General features: G+C 67.9%; 14 protein-coding genes and 1 other RNA gene. 9 read left to right on the top strand and 6 right to left on the bottom strand.

Annotated features, from left to right (window positions below; all coding sequences use genetic code 11):
* Positions 1–100: 100 nt before the first annotated feature.
* A complete protein-coding gene (locus tag FAZ69_RS25370; protein ID WP_240702461.1) occupies positions 101–1,630 on the bottom strand; it encodes a cobyric acid synthase in 1,530 nt (509 codons plus the stop codon).
* 77 nt (positions 1,631–1,707) lie between these two features.
* On the opposite strand from FAZ69_RS25370, the gene cobU reads away from it, so the two are divergent.
* From cobU to FAZ69_RS25350, 4 genes are read left to right on the top strand one after another with little or no spacing between them, the layout of a single operon-like run.
* A complete protein-coding gene (gene cobU, locus FAZ69_RS25365; RefSeq protein WP_136897844.1) occupies positions 1,708–2,262 on the top strand; it encodes a bifunctional adenosylcobinamide kinase/adenosylcobinamide-phosphate guanylyltransferase in 555 nt (184 codons plus the stop codon).
* Positions 2,263–2,317: 55 nt separating this feature from the next.
* Positions 2,318–3,256 carry an adenosylcobinamide-phosphate synthase CbiB gene (gene cbiB / locus FAZ69_RS25360; protein ID WP_136897843.1) on the top strand — a complete coding sequence of 313 codons (939 nt, stop codon included), beginning with the start codon at positions 2,318–2,320 and terminating at the stop codon, positions 3,254–3,256.
* Positions 3,249–4,313 (top strand): threonine-phosphate decarboxylase CobD, encoded by a 1,065-nt coding sequence (gene cobD / locus FAZ69_RS25355; protein ID WP_136897842.1) that lies wholly within the window; start codon positions 3,249–3,251, stop codon positions 4,311–4,313. Before cbiB ends, cobD begins: the two co-directional genes overlap by 8 nt.
* Entirely contained in the window at positions 4,310–5,242 is a 933-nt protein-coding gene (locus FAZ69_RS25350) for a cobalamin-binding protein (RefSeq protein WP_136897841.1), read from the top strand. Before cobD ends, FAZ69_RS25350 begins: the two co-directional genes overlap by 4 nt.
* A gap of 37 nt (positions 5,243–5,279) precedes the next feature.
* On the opposite strand, the gene cobC is transcribed toward FAZ69_RS25350, so the two are convergent.
* The 5 genes from cobC to FAZ69_RS25325 all read right to left on the bottom strand — a co-directional run bounded on the left by cobC (position 5,280) and on the right by FAZ69_RS25325 (position 9,803).
* Entirely contained in the window at positions 5,280–5,867 is a 588-nt protein-coding gene (gene cobC / locus FAZ69_RS25345; protein WP_136897840.1) for an alpha-ribazole phosphatase, read from the bottom strand.
* A complete protein-coding gene (locus FAZ69_RS25340; RefSeq protein ID WP_136897839.1) occupies positions 5,852–6,652 on the bottom strand; it encodes an adenosylcobinamide-GDP ribazoletransferase in 801 nt (266 codons plus the stop codon). The genes cobC and FAZ69_RS25340 overlap by 16 nt, the downstream gene beginning before the upstream one ends.
* On the bottom strand, positions 6,649–7,704 hold the full coding sequence (cobT, locus tag FAZ69_RS25335) for a nicotinate-nucleotide--dimethylbenzimidazole phosphoribosyltransferase (protein ID WP_136897838.1): 1,056 nt from the start codon (positions 7,702–7,704) through the stop codon (positions 6,649–6,651). The genes FAZ69_RS25340 and cobT overlap by 4 nt, the downstream gene beginning before the upstream one ends.
* A 231-nt stretch (positions 7,705–7,935) precedes the next feature.
* On the bottom strand, positions 7,936–8,766 hold the full coding sequence (locus FAZ69_RS25330; protein ID WP_136898011.1) for an ABC transporter ATP-binding protein: 831 nt from the start codon (positions 8,764–8,766) through the stop codon (positions 7,936–7,938).
* 2 nt (positions 8,767–8,768) lie between these two features.
* Entirely contained in the window at positions 8,769–9,803 is a 1,035-nt protein-coding gene (locus FAZ69_RS25325; protein WP_136897837.1) for a FecCD family ABC transporter permease, read from the bottom strand.
* 287 nt (positions 9,804–10,090) lie between these two features.
* On the opposite strand from FAZ69_RS25325, the gene FAZ69_RS25320 reads away from it, so the two are divergent.
* The 5 genes from FAZ69_RS25320 to FAZ69_RS25300 all read left to right on the top strand — a co-directional run bounded on the left by FAZ69_RS25320 (position 10,091) and on the right by FAZ69_RS25300 (position 12,498).
* On the top strand, positions 10,091–10,447 hold the full coding sequence (locus FAZ69_RS25320; protein WP_136897836.1) for an ATPase: 357 nt from the start codon (positions 10,091–10,093) through the stop codon (positions 10,445–10,447).
* Positions 10,444–10,758 (top strand): cell division protein ZapA, encoded by a 315-nt coding sequence (locus FAZ69_RS25315; protein ID WP_136897835.1) that lies wholly within the window; start codon positions 10,444–10,446, stop codon positions 10,756–10,758. Before FAZ69_RS25320 ends, FAZ69_RS25315 begins: the two co-directional genes overlap by 4 nt.
* Before the next feature lie 188 nt (positions 10,759–10,946).
* Positions 10,947–11,128, top strand: a non-coding RNA gene (ssrS, locus tag FAZ69_RS25310) — 6S RNA.
* 65 nt (positions 11,129–11,193) lie between these two features.
* A complete protein-coding gene (locus FAZ69_RS25305) occupies positions 11,194–11,652 on the top strand; it encodes an EVE domain-containing protein (protein WP_136897834.1) in 459 nt (152 codons plus the stop codon).
* Between the two features lie 135 nt (positions 11,653–11,787).
* On the top strand, positions 11,788–12,498 hold the full coding sequence (locus FAZ69_RS25300) for an SIMPL domain-containing protein (protein WP_136897833.1): 711 nt from the start codon (positions 11,788–11,790) through the stop codon (positions 12,496–12,498).
* The last annotated feature ends 36 nt before the right edge of the window (positions 12,499–12,534 follow it).

The raw sequence follows: 12,534 nt of genomic DNA, 5'->3' as shown, positions 1-12,534 counted from the left end.
TCGATTCAGATGCGGCGAAAAATCGCCTGCGGCGCTTTAATTATTTCCCAATAGGAATGAATTGACCGCCGCGACGCCGGAAAGCAACGCGACTCAAGACTTACCGGAACTCGGCGAAGAGGCGCGGCAAGTCCAGATGCTCGGCGAGCGTATCGGCCAGCCGCTCGAGCGACGCTTCGCGCAGCGCCGGGTAGTCGAGTGCTTCGGCGTCGGCGAGCCCCGCCCAGGCGAGCAGCGCCGCGCAGGCCTGCGGCGTGTCGAAGAGCCCGTGGACGTAGGTCGCGAGGATTTGGCCGTCAGCGGAAAGCGCGCCGTCGGGGCGCCCGGCGCCGTCATCGCCGGGCGACGCCAGCCGCAATGCGGGCGCCGCGAGCGCCGGCCCCTGCGTCTCGCCCATGTGAATCTCGTAGCCCGCAACCGGCGCATCCTCCGCGAACGCCAGGCGCCCCGCGACGTTCACGAGGGTCTTCTCGCGCGCGAGCGTCGTCGCGTAATCGAGGAGGCCGAAGCCCGCCATCGTTGCCGGCGGCCCTTCGATGCCGTGCGGGTCCGCCACCTCGCGCCCGAGCATCTGCATCCCGCCGCAGATGCCGATCACGCGCCCGCCGTAGCGCAGGTGGCGCTCGAGCGCGTCGTCCCAACCGTGCGAGCGCAGCCACGCGAGATCGCCCTGCACGTTCTTCGAGCCAGGCAGGATCACGAGATCCGCAGCCGGCAGCGCGCCGCCGCGCACATAGCGGAAATCGACTTGCGGGTGCGCGCGCAGCGCGTCGAAGTCCGTATGGTTGCTGACATGCGGCAGCGCCGGCACGACGACGCGCAAGGTGCGCGCCGCGCCGCCCGTCAGCGACGATGCGTGCAGCTCGCGCGGCAGCATGTCCTCGGCGTCGAGCGTGAGGCCGTGAAGGTAAGGCACGACGCCCAGCACGGGCTTGCCGGTTTGCGCCTCGAGCCAGTCGAGCCCGGGCTTCAGAAGGCTCACGTCGCCGCGGAACTTGTTGATGACGAAACCGCGCACGCGGTTGCGCTCGGTCTCCGACAGGCACGCCAGCGTGCCGATCAGATGCGCGAACACCCCGCCCTTGTCGATATCGGCGACAAGCACCACCGGGCAGTCGACGCGCTCCGCAAAGCCCATGTTCGCGATATCGCGGTCGCGCAGGTTGATCTCGGCCGGACTCCCCGCCCCTTCGACCACGACCGCATCGAACCCCGCGCGCAAGCGCCCGTACGATTGCAGCACTGCGTCGAACGCGACCGGCTTGTAGTCGTGATAGGCGCGCGCGTCGAGATTCATGCGCGCCTTGCCGTGGATGATCACCTGCGCGCCCTTGTCGCTCGTCGGCTTGAGCAGCACGGGATTGAGGTCGGTGTGCGCGTCGATGCCCGCGGCGATCGCCTGCAGCGCCTGCGCGCGGCCGATCTCGCCGCCGTCGACGGTCACCGCGCTGTTGAGCGCCATGTTCTGCGGCTTGAACGGCGCCACCCGCACGCCCGCACGCCGCGCGAGACGGCACAGGCCCGCCACGAGCGTGCTCTTGCCGGCGTCCGACGTGGTCCCCTGGATCATCAGCGTGCCGTGCGGCGCGGGAAGAACTTGGTCGAGCGGATCGGGCAGGTGAGCGGACATCGGGAAGGCAGCGGAAAGAAGGAAGCGCAAGGCGAATCGAAGCCCGCATTATCCCATCGCGCCGGTACAATCACGCGATGATTTCGCCCGACCTCACCTTCGTTCTCGGCGGCGCCCGCTCGGGCAAGAGCGCCTACGCCGAACGCCTCGCGGCCTCGAGCGCGCGGCCCGTCACCTACGTCGCGACCGCGCACATCGCGGACGGCGAATTCGCGAGGCGCGTCGAGCATCATCGCGCGCGGCGTCCCGAGCATTGGCAACTGATCGAGGCCGGCGACGATCTCGCCGACGCCCTGCGCCGCGCCGACGGCGGCGATCGTTGCGTCCTCATCGATTGCCTGACGCTGTGGCTCGCGGGCCTGCTGTGTCCGCCCGACGGCGCGGCGCTTTCGAGCGATGCCTGCGAAGCCCGCTTGAGCGAGTTCGAAGCCGCGCTGGCCGATGCGCGCGGCAAAATCATCGTCGTCAGCAACGAGATCGGACTCGGCGTCGTGCCGCTCGGCGCAGAAACGCGCCACTACGTCGACGAACTGGGCCGCCTCAACCAGCGCGTCGCCGCCATCGCCACGCAGGTCACGCTGATGGCCGCGGGCCTGCCGCTCGTCGTCAAACCCGCGAGCAGCCCCAAATGAAACAACCCCCACGCTCACTGCTTGCTGTGCATGGGGCGGCCCGGCGCGTACTGACATGACGCTCTCCCTGCCGCTCACCGCCACGCTCGCGGTCGCCGGCGTCGCGCTCGACCAATGGCTCGGCGAGCCGCGCACGGCGCATCCGCTCGTCGGCTTCGGGCGCGCGGCGCAATGGCTCGAGGCGCGCCTGAACACAGGCCGCCGCGGCCGGCCGCTCGGCCTTCTCGCGTGGTGCGCGGCCGTCGTTCCGCCGGTCGCGCTCGCTGCATGGCTCACCGCCGTGCTGCCGTTCGCGCTCGCCTGCCTCGTTCACGTCGCCCTGCTGTGGTTCGCGCTCGGCGCGCGCAGCCTGCGCGATCACATCGAGCCGATCGCCCGCGCGCTCATCGCGCGGGACCTGCCCGAAGCGCGCAAGCTGACCGCGCGAATCGTGTCGCGCGAAACCGGGAGCGCGGACGCAGCCGCGCTCTCGCGCGCTGCCGTCGAGTCGGCGCTCGAGAACGGCAACGATGCGATCTTCGGCGCGCTGTTCTGGTTCGCCATCGCGGGAGGCCCGGGCGCACTGGCGTTCCGCCTCGCGAATACGCTCGACGCGATGTGGGGCTACCGCACGACGCGCTATCTGCGCTTCGGCTGGGCCGCCGCGCGCATCGACGACGTCATGAACTGGATTCCCGCCCGGCTCACCGCGGTGAGCTACGCGCTGCTCGGCGACACGTTCGCGGCGTGGCGCTGCTGGCGCAATCAGGCGGGCTCGTGGGACAGCCCGAACGCGGGCCCGGTGATGGCCGCCGGCGCCGGCAGCCTGAACGTGCTGATCGGCGGGCCGGCGGTCTATCACGGCGCGATCGAGGAGCGTCCGACGCTGGGCGAAGGATGGCCGGCGTCGCCCGCCCACGTCAGCGCCGCGCTGATGCTCGTGCAGCGCACGCTCTTTCTCTGGCTCGCGGTGCTGATCGTGCTGGCGCTGCTAGGCGTATCGATCCATGGCTGAAGGCAACCTCCAACGCACCGCGCGCGCCATCGCGCACGGCGGCAACCTGCACGAAGCCGCACTCCGCTACGGCATCGCGTACGACGCTTGGCTCGACTTGTCGACCGGCATCAATCCGCACGGCTATCCGGTGCCGCCCGTGCCCGCCGACGCATGGCGCCGCCTGCCCGACGACGGCGACGCGCTCGCCGAGTGCGCGGCGCGCTACTACGGCGCGCCCGGCGTCGAGAACGTGCTGCCCGTCGCCGGCAGCCAGGCTGCGATTCGCGCCCTGCCCGCGCTGTTGCCGGCCGCAAGTGCCGAAAGCGCCGGGATCGCGCCGCTCACCTACGGAGAGTACGCGCCCGCTTTCGAGCGCAACGGCCATCGCGTGGCGCTGCTCGACATCGGCCTCGCGACGCTTCCCGCAAGCATCACGCACGTCGTCGCCGTCAACCCGAACAACCCGACGGCGGAGCGCCTGAGCACCGCCCGGTTGCTCGATTGGCACGCCCAGCTTAGCCGGCGCGGCGGCACGCTGATCGTCGACGAAGCGTTTGCCGACGCCGCGCCGGGCGAATCGCTGGCCTCGCACGCCGGCGCGCGCGGGCTCGTCGTGCTGCGTTCAGTCGGCAAGTTTTTCGGGCTTGCCGGCGTGCGCGCGGGCTTCGTCCTGGCCGAACCGGGCTTGATCGAGACCCTGCGCGACACCCTGGGCGCGTGGACCGTGAGCGGGCCGGCGCGGCACGCCGTGATGGCCGCACTCGCCGATCGCGACTGGCAGCGGACGATGCGCGCGCGGCTCGCCGATGAAAGCGCGCGGCTCGCCGATCTGTTGCGTGCACAACGATTTGCGGTGCAGGCGGCGCCGCTCTTCGCATGGTTTGCCGATGCGCGCGCGCACGCGTTGCATGAGGCGCTCGCGCGGCGCGGCGTCTGGACGCGCTACTTCGCGGCGCCGTCGAGCGTGCGCTTCGGCCTGCCGGCGAGCGAAGAAGAGTGGGCGCGTCTGGCCGTCGCGCTTCGGGAAAGCGTTGCCGAGATCGAGCACGCAATCCACGACCGCTCGCGATCATGATTCGATTCGGCTCCCTCTGCCGCGCAGCCAAACCGCTTCTCATCGCGTTCGCGCTGACATGCGCGCTCGATACACACGCCGCCACCACCGTCACCGACGACGCCGGGACCGCCGTCACGCTCGCCGCGCCCGCGCAGCGCGTGATCAGCCTCGCACCGCACGTGACGGAATTGATCTACGCGGCAGGCGGCGGCGCAAGGCTCGTCGGCGCCGTGTCGTACAGCGACTATCCGCCCGCAGCGAAACAAGTGCCGCGCGTCGGCGACAACAGGGCGCTCGATCTCGAACGCATCGTCGCGTTGAAGCCGGATCTGATCGTCGTCTGGCGGCACGGCAACGCGCAGCAGCAGCTCGACAAGCTGCGCGAGCTCCACGTGCCGATGTTCGTGAGCGAGCCGCACAAGCTCGACGACGTCGCGACGAATCTCGTGCGGCTAGGCGCGCTGCTCGGCACATCGCAAGTCGCGAACGCGGCGGCCGGCCAATATCGCGCGGACATCGCTCAGCTGCGCGCAAGCTACGCCGCGCGGCCCACGGTCAGCGTGTTCTATCAAGTCTGGGACGAGCCGCTCATCACGCTCAACGGCGATCACATCGTGAGCGACGTGATCGCGCTGTGCGGCGGACGCAACGTGTTCGCGCAGCTCGCTCCCCTCGCGCCGACAGTCTCGACCGAAGCGGTGCTGGCGGCGAATCCGGAAGCGATCGTGACTGCGCGCGCCGGCGCCACCGCGCCATCCAGGCCACTGCCGGGCCTCGACAAGTGGCGCAAGTGGCCGAACCTGACTGCGGTCGCGCGCAACAACCTCTTCGCCATCGACGGCGACCTCATCGACCGCCCTGCGCCGCGTATCGCGCAAGGCGCAGTTCAACTGTGCGAAGACCTCGAGCTCGCGCGCTCGCGGCGTCAGCAGGACACGGCGCGCTGAACGCAGGGCGGCCACGAACGGCCGGCGGCGCAATGCCTCAAGCGTTCCAGCGCACAAGCGCCCAGTCGCCCGATGCCGCGTGACGGCGCAGCCAGACGATGCCCGCCATATCGAGCGCCCATTGCAGGCACTGCTCGTGCGGCACGCGCAACGCAAACGACGCGATCGCGCGCATCACGCCCGCATGCGTCACCACATGGCACGATGCATCCGCCGGCGCGACGCACGTCTCGAACCACTCGCGCACCCTCGCGTTGAACTGCGCGACGCTCTCCCCGCCATGCGTGCGCGCATGCTGAAGATCGGCCGCCCAGGCATCGATCTCGGCGCGGTCGATCTCGTCCCAACGCATGCGCTCCCACGTGCCGAAGTCGATTTCCTGCAGACGGGCGTCGAGCGTCTCGGCACAGCCGAAGTGCCGGGCCAGCCGCGCCGCCACGCTCGAGCAGCGCACGAGCGGACTCGACCACAACGCTCGTGCAGGCGGCGCATGCAAAGCGGCGAGCCGCGCTGCCATCGCAACGGCCGACGCCGACGCATCCTCGGCGAGCGCCACATCGGTCTTGCCGTAGCAGACACCCGCATCGGTCGCGGGCGCGGGGTGGCGAATCAGGATGAGATCCATCCGAGCATGACCAGGTAGACGGAGAGTTCGAAGACCTGCTGCGCGCAGCCGAGGCAATCGCCGGTATAGCCGCCGATGCGCCGCACGAAGTAGCGGCCGAGCAGCACGCGCAACACGACGAGCGCCGCGAGCGCGGCGCAGCCCGCGCGCCAGTCGGGCCAGAAGAGCCATGGCAGGCCGAACGCCGCCGCGCATCCGAACGCGAGCGGCGACATCCGCTGCGCAACCGGCTTCGCCTTGCCTTCGGGCCGCACGTAGTCGAGCGTGACGAGATAGCTGACGGCGGCGACGCGGCTTGCCGCGTGCGCCCCGATCATCAGCCACGCCGCGCGCAAGGGCGGCAGTGCGGCTTGCGTCTGCCACTTCAGCGCGAGCGCGACGACGAGCGCAATCGCACCGAAGGCGCCGATGCGCGAATCATGCATGATGCGCAGCACGTCCTCGCGCGTGTAGCCGCCGCCGAACGCGTCGCAGCAATCGGCGAGACCGTCTTCGTGGAACGCGCCGGTGACGGCGAGCGTCGCCGCCATCGACAGCAGCACCGCGATGCTCGAAGGAAACACGCGCAGCGCCACCAGATACGTCAATGCCCCCAAGCCGCCGACGAGCACGCCGACGAGCGGAAAGTAGCGCGCCGCCGCGGCGAGCCAGCTCGCGTCGAAGCCGACCCAGCGGGGCACGGGAACGCGCGTGAAATAGCCGAGCGCAGTGAAGAAATAACGGACTTCGGCAAGCGGCGAAGTCACCGGCGGCTTCGGCGCTCGCGCATTGGCCTCATGCGTCATCGCTCGTCGCGGTTGGCAACGCCCGCCGATTCGAAGCTCGCCATCTCGTTGAGAAACGCCACCGCCGCGCGCACGACGGGCAGCGCGAGCGCCGCGCCCGTGCCTTCGCCGAGACGCATGTCGAGCGCCAGCAGCGGCTTCGCGCCGAAATGATCGAGCATGCGGCGATGCCCCGCTTCGTTCGACGCATGCGCGAACACGCAATACTCGCGCACCGCGGGCTCGAGCGAATCGGCGATGACGAGCGCCGCGGTCGCGATGAAGCCGTCGACGAGGATCGTCATCTTCGCTTCCGCCGCCGCGAGATACGCACCCACCATCATCGCGATCTCGAAGCCGCCGAACGTGGCGAGCACGTCGACCGGATCGCTGCTTGCGCGGTGATAGGCCAGCGCCGACGCCAGCACGTTGCGCTTCTTCGCAAGCCCGGCGTTGTCGAGGCCGGTGCCGCGGCCGACGCATTCGTCGATCGGCGCGCCGCACAGCCGGCTCATCACGCATGCCGCGGACGACGTGTTCGCGATCCCCATCTCGCCGAAGCCGATCACGTTGGTGCCGAGCGCCGCATGATGGCGCACGCGCGCGGCGCCTGCCGCGAGCGCGGTGCGCGCTTCGTCGAGGGTCATCGCCGGCTCTTGCGCGAAGCTGCGCGTGCCGTGCGCGACCGGAATGTTCACGAGACCGGGCGCATCGGGGAGCGGCGTCGCGACGCCTGCATTGACGACCTCGAGCGTGAGGCCGGCAAGCCGGCTGAACACGTTGATCGCCGCGCCGCCGGCGAGAAAGTTCGCGACCATTTGCGCGGTAACGGCTTGCGGATAGGGACTCACGCCTTCATGCGCGATGCCGTGATCGCCCGCGAACACGATCATCACCGGACGCTCGACGCGCGGATGCGTCGTCTGCTGGATCAGACCGATCTGTCGCGCCAGCGCTTCGAGCTGGCCGAGGCTGCCGGGCGGCTTCGTCTTGGTGTCGATGATGTGCTGCAGCTCGGCGCGCAAGGCGTTGTCGAGCGGCTCGACGATGGGAAGAGGAATGGATGCGTTCATGGTGTTGTCTGTATAAATGGCCGACTCGCCGGCAGTCCCGCGCGGAAACGGCTCGTATCACGCCGGGTCACCTTACCGGGAGTCGCGCCAATTGTTAATTCGGTAAAACCGCATGCGGCACGGGCCGGAGCTTCGCCGTCGATGCCCACTGTTACGCATCACACGATCGATCGTGCGATTGTTGCGCGACATAATTCATCGCGCTTTCGCATGCATGCCCGGCGTCCTTGCTTACAAAGGTTTCGACGCGCTCCCGGGTCCGGTCCGCAGCGCGGGCACCAGTGCTTCGTGCCCGCTTCCGTCTTCGATCTGCACGAGCGGGTAGCCGAATGCGCGGCTTGCCAGCCGCGGCGTCAGAACATCGCGCACCGGGCCCGCATGCGCCGCGCCGTTGCCGTCCATCAGCAACGCGTGCGTAGCGAAGCGGCGCGCGAGGTTCAGATCGTGGCACGAGAACATGACCGTGCGCGGCGCCGCCTCGACCCAGCGCACGAGCACCTCGAGACAATCGATCTGATGATGAAGATCGAGATGCGCAAGCGGCTCGTCGAGCAGCAGCAGCGGCGCATCCTGACACAGCACGGCGGCAAGCGCCACCCGCTGCCGCTCGCCGCCCGAAAGCGACAGCACATCGCGTGCCGCCAGGGGCGCGAGGCCGAGCGTGTCGAGCGCCGCATGCGCCGCCGCGCGATCGCCGCCGCGCTCCCATCCCCAGCCCGCAAGATGCGGGAAGCGGTTGAGCAAGACGATATCGAGCACGCGGGCGCTGAACGCATCGCGCGTGCTCTGCGTCATCAGCGCGCGTCGCCGCGCAAGCTCGACGCCGGGCCAATCCGCAATGCGCACGCCGTCCATTTCGACGTGCCCGTGCGTGCTTTTCATCACGCCTGCGAGCGTCGAGATCAGCGTCGTCTTGCCTGCGCCGTTCGGTCCGGCGATGCACCAGATTTCGCCGGGATAGAACGTATGCGTGAAGTCTTCGAGCAGCGTGCGCGTGCCGGCGCGCAGCGTGAGATGTTGCGCCGACACGCGCGGCGCGCGGCTTGCATCGTCGGTGCGCATCGTCATCGCGGCCTCGCAAGCAGCATCCACAGGAACACCGGCACGCCGATCAAGACCGTGACGACGCCCACCGGCAATTGCGCGGGCGCGACAGCCGTGCGCGCGACGAGGTCGGCCGCCATCACCGCGGTCCCGCCCGCCAGCGCCGATGCGGGCAAGAGCATGCGCTGGTCGTTGCCGCAACAGAGCCGCAGTGCATGCGGCACGACCAGGCCGACAAAGCCGATCGTGCCTGCGGTCGTCACCGCCGCGGCCGCGGCGAGCGAGGCCGTCAGATAGACGCGCAAGCGCAACGGCACGACGGGAACGCCGAGCGCGTGCGCCGCCGCCTCGCCGCGCAACATCACGTTGAGTTGGGGCGCGACGGGCACGACGGCGGCCAGCGCGACGACCAGCGCCGCCAATGCGGGCCACGGCGTGCCGACGCCATTGAGATCGCCCGTCAGCCAGAAGAGGATGCCGCGCAGATGGCTCTCCGGCGCAAGCGACAGCAGCAGCGTGATGCCCGCGTACCACCCCGCCGCAATCACGGCGCCGGTCAGCAGGAGACGCGGCGACGCATCCAGCGGCTCGCCGCGCCACAGCTCCCGGCTCGCGAGACCGAGCACGAGCAGGATCGATACGAACGCGCCCGCGAACGACGCCGCATCAACCCACCACCACGCCCAGCCTGCCAGCATCGCGATCACGGCAAAGGTCGCCGCGCCGCCCGACACGCCAAGCACGTAGGGCTCCGCGAGCGGATTGCGCAACAGCACTTGCAAAAGCGCACCGGCCAGCGCCAGCAGCGCGCCGCACGCGAAGCCGGCGAGCGCGCGCGGCAGGCGCAGGGTGCGCACGATCTCGCCGGACATGTCGCCATCGTTGCCCGGAACATGCAGCAACGCCGCGAGCACCCGCTGCGGCGAGACAGTCACGCTGCCGATCCCGAGCGAGGCGACGAACACCGCCAGCGCGAGCGCGCCGAGCACGAGCCAGATCGCGGCCGCGCGCCTCGCGGTCATGCCCGGCGGCAGTGCAAGCATGACCCTGCTCATCGCGCGCCGCCCGCACGAATCAGCCCCACGCTCGGGCGTGTTGTGCGTCTACGCATTTTCACAGTTCTGTTCAAGGGAAGCCCCCCGGGGAGCCAAGCGTCAAAAATGGTCAAACCCGCTTTTTACAGGGGTTTTCCGTGCGACGATAGCGCCGCGAAAATTCCGGGCGGCGACGCTTGCCCGCGTTTTGGCGGCAAGAAGCAATGCTGTTACGTCTAGAAACGAGACAATTATCGGAAACGCCTTTAATCCGCGCTAAAATGCGTGGTCTTTAGAGGACGCAGCACATGCTCAACGAACTCGAAACATTGTCACAGAATATCGGCCGGCTGATCGCGATCAATGAGCGCCATCTGCAGGCCCGTCACGCGCTCGAAGAGCAACTCGCGCAACTGCGCGCGGAAAATGAAGTGGCACGTGCGGAACTTGCGCTGCTGCGCGAAGAGCGCAACACGCTGCAGGCGGAACGCGATGCGCTGTCCGCGAAGATCGACGACGCCCAGGTGCGCCTGAACGCGATCCTGGAAAAACTGCCGCGCGCGAAAGCACAGTACGAACCGGATAGTCAGCTCGATCTCCTGGCCTCCTCGCAACAAGAGGATGAGGAACACGGCGCATCCAACCGACACGGAGAAAACGCATGACGACCAAGCAGGTCGAAGTCTCGATTCTTGGCCAACCCTATCGCCTCGCCTGCTCGCCGGAAACCGAAGCCGCACTGCTCGACGCCGTGGCGCGCGTCGACTCGGAAATGACGAAGATCCGCACACACAGTTCGGTACGCGGCACCGACCGCATCGCAGTGATGGCGGCGCTCTCGCTCGCATCGGAATTGATCAAGCTGCAAGAGAGCATTCGTCATGGCGAAGCGTTTCCCGCCGAGGAAATCCGTCGTACAATGCACCAAATGAACGAGCAACTCGAAGCAGTGATCGAGCAGCACGTAGCGCAGTAGCAAAGTGTGCGTCATCGCAAGCGAACGAATCAAAACGCTTGCCAAGCATGCGATGCTTCCAATAAAGTTTCGAACACCAGCCGGCGGCAACGCCGGTCGCGATTCAGCAAACGCTTTAATTCATGCCAACGCGAAGACCTTTCGCGAGGCGGCTTCCTTAAAGCACTGAATAGCAAATAGTTTTAGCAGCTTCCCTGCCTGGTTCGCCAAGGTCATATATTCCTTGAACCAATGCCATGTGCACGGTTGCGGAAATTTGTAGCACGGGCGTGCGCGTCACTCTGTCTGATGTACCCGAAGTGCTGCTAACTGCGACCAATTCTGAACCTCAGGTTCAGGATGCCGGCCTAGCGGCTAAGGCGGGGACCTATTCAACGGCATCGGATACCCTCCGGTGCCGTTTTCATTTGGGGCCGTAAAAAAACGAGGCAAACCATGCGCTATTGGCTGATGAAGTCCGAACCGGACGAAGCAAGCATCGACGACCTCGCCAACGCCCCCAAGCAAACGCTGCCGTGGACCGGCGTGCGCAACTATCAGGCGCGCAATTTCATGCGCGACACGATGCAAATCGGCGACGGCGTGCTGTTTTATCACTCGAGCTGCCCCGAGCCAGGCATCGCGGGCCTCGCCGAAGTCGTCTCCACGGCCTATCCCGACCCCACGCAATTCGACAAGAAGAGTCCCTACTACGATCCGAAATCGACGCAGGAGATGCCGCGCTGGATGCTCGTCGACGTGCGCTTCGTCAAGAAGACGCCGCTCATTCCGCTCGCGGCGCTGCGCGAACATGGCGAACTCAATGACATGCGCGTGCTCGCAAAAGGCAATCGCCTGTCGATCACGCCGGTGACGGACGGCGAATGGCGCTTCATCACCAAGCGGCTTGCGTGAGGCGTTGAAACCGCGTCGAACGAGGACTCCAATCAGGGAACTAAGGCCGCGCCCGCCCCGACTAACGGGCTCGCAAGCGCTGTGCCATATCGTCACCGACACGCACGCGCGAGCCCTTCCCGAAGGAGTCGAACCATGAAAACGAAAACTGCTGTCGTGCTCGCCGCCGCCCTCTTCGCCGTGCCTGCCGCATACGCCGATACGGTGGTCATGCAGAACCAGCCGTCCGGCGTGCTCTCGCTCTCGGCGCAAGCCAGCACCGAAGTTCCGCAAGACGTCGTCGACATCACGCTCTTCTACGAGCAGGAAGCCAAGGACCCGGCGTCGCTCACCGATGTGCTGAACCAGCACGCCGACGCCGCGCTGAAGCAGGCCAAGGGCATCGCCGGCGTGACCGCGCGCACAGGCTCGTTCTCGATCTATCCGTCGACCGGTCGCGACGGCCGCATCTCAGCATGGCGCGGCCGCACCGAGGTTGTGCTCGAGTCGCGCGATTTCGCCGCGGCGTCAAAGCTCGCCGGCCAGATGAGCTCGAATATGCAAGTGGGCAACGTCGCGTTCTCGCTGTCGCCGGAAGCGCAGCGCGCCGCCGAAGAGAAACTGAGCGGCCAGGCGATCGCGTCGTTCCGTCAGCAGGCGTCGGCATCGGCGCAGGCATTCGGCTACAGCGGCTACACGATTCGCGAGGTCAATGTCGGCCACAACGGCGTGCCGCCGCGCCCCGTGATGATGATGAGCATGCGCGCGGCCGGCGCCGATGCGAACGCGCCCGCGCCGATGCCAATCGAAGGCGGCACGTCGACGGTGACCGTCAACGTGTCGGGCTCGGTGCAGATGACGCGCTGAGCCAAGCCAAGCACAAACGAGCGGCAAACGCTCGCG

The organism is Trinickia terrae, assembly GCF_005144415.1.
GTDB classification, from domain to species: Bacteria; Pseudomonadota; Gammaproteobacteria; order Burkholderiales; family Burkholderiaceae; genus Trinickia_A; species Trinickia_A terrae.
This window is presented reverse-complemented; position numbering and strand designations above follow the sequence as displayed.

What these genes read in the sequence shown, in the direction of transcription:
- FAZ69_RS25370 (WP_240702461.1), bottom strand. Translation starts at nt 1,630, where the DNA reads ATGTCCGCTCACCTGCCCGATCCGCTCGACCAAGTTCTTCCCGCGCCG.
- cobU (WP_136897844.1), top strand. Translation starts at nt 1,708, where the DNA reads ATGATTTCGCCCGACCTCACCTTCGTTCTCGGCGGCGCCCGCTCGGGC.
- cbiB (WP_136897843.1), top strand. Translation starts at nt 2,318, where the DNA reads ATGACGCTCTCCCTGCCGCTCACCGCCACGCTCGCGGTCGCCGGCGTC.
- cobD (WP_136897842.1), top strand. Translation starts at nt 3,249, where the DNA reads ATGGCTGAAGGCAACCTCCAACGCACCGCGCGCGCCATCGCGCACGGC.
- FAZ69_RS25350 (WP_136897841.1), top strand. Translation starts at nt 4,310, where the DNA reads ATGATTCGATTCGGCTCCCTCTGCCGCGCAGCCAAACCGCTTCTCATC.
- cobC (WP_136897840.1), bottom strand. Translation starts at nt 5,867, where the DNA reads ATGGATCTCATCCTGATTCGCCACCCCGCGCCCGCGACCGATGCGGGT.
- FAZ69_RS25340 (WP_136897839.1), bottom strand. Translation starts at nt 6,652, where the DNA reads ATGACGCATGAGGCCAATGCGCGAGCGCCGAAGCCGCCGGTGACTTCG.
- cobT (WP_136897838.1), bottom strand. Translation starts at nt 7,704, where the DNA reads ATGAACGCATCCATTCCTCTTCCCATCGTCGAGCCGCTCGACAACGCC.
- FAZ69_RS25330 (WP_136898011.1), bottom strand. Translation starts at nt 8,766, where the DNA reads ATGCGCACCGACGATGCAAGCCGCGCGCCGCGCGTGTCGGCGCAACAT.
- FAZ69_RS25325 (WP_136897837.1), bottom strand. Translation starts at nt 9,803, where the DNA reads ATGAGCAGGGTCATGCTTGCACTGCCGCCGGGCATGACCGCGAGGCGC.
- FAZ69_RS25320 (WP_136897836.1), top strand. Translation starts at nt 10,091, where the DNA reads ATGCTCAACGAACTCGAAACATTGTCACAGAATATCGGCCGGCTGATC.
- FAZ69_RS25315 (WP_136897835.1), top strand. Translation starts at nt 10,444, where the DNA reads ATGACGACCAAGCAGGTCGAAGTCTCGATTCTTGGCCAACCCTATCGC.
- FAZ69_RS25305 (WP_136897834.1), top strand. Translation starts at nt 11,194, where the DNA reads ATGCGCTATTGGCTGATGAAGTCCGAACCGGACGAAGCAAGCATCGAC.
- FAZ69_RS25300 (WP_136897833.1), top strand. Translation starts at nt 11,788, where the DNA reads ATGAAAACGAAAACTGCTGTCGTGCTCGCCGCCGCCCTCTTCGCCGTG.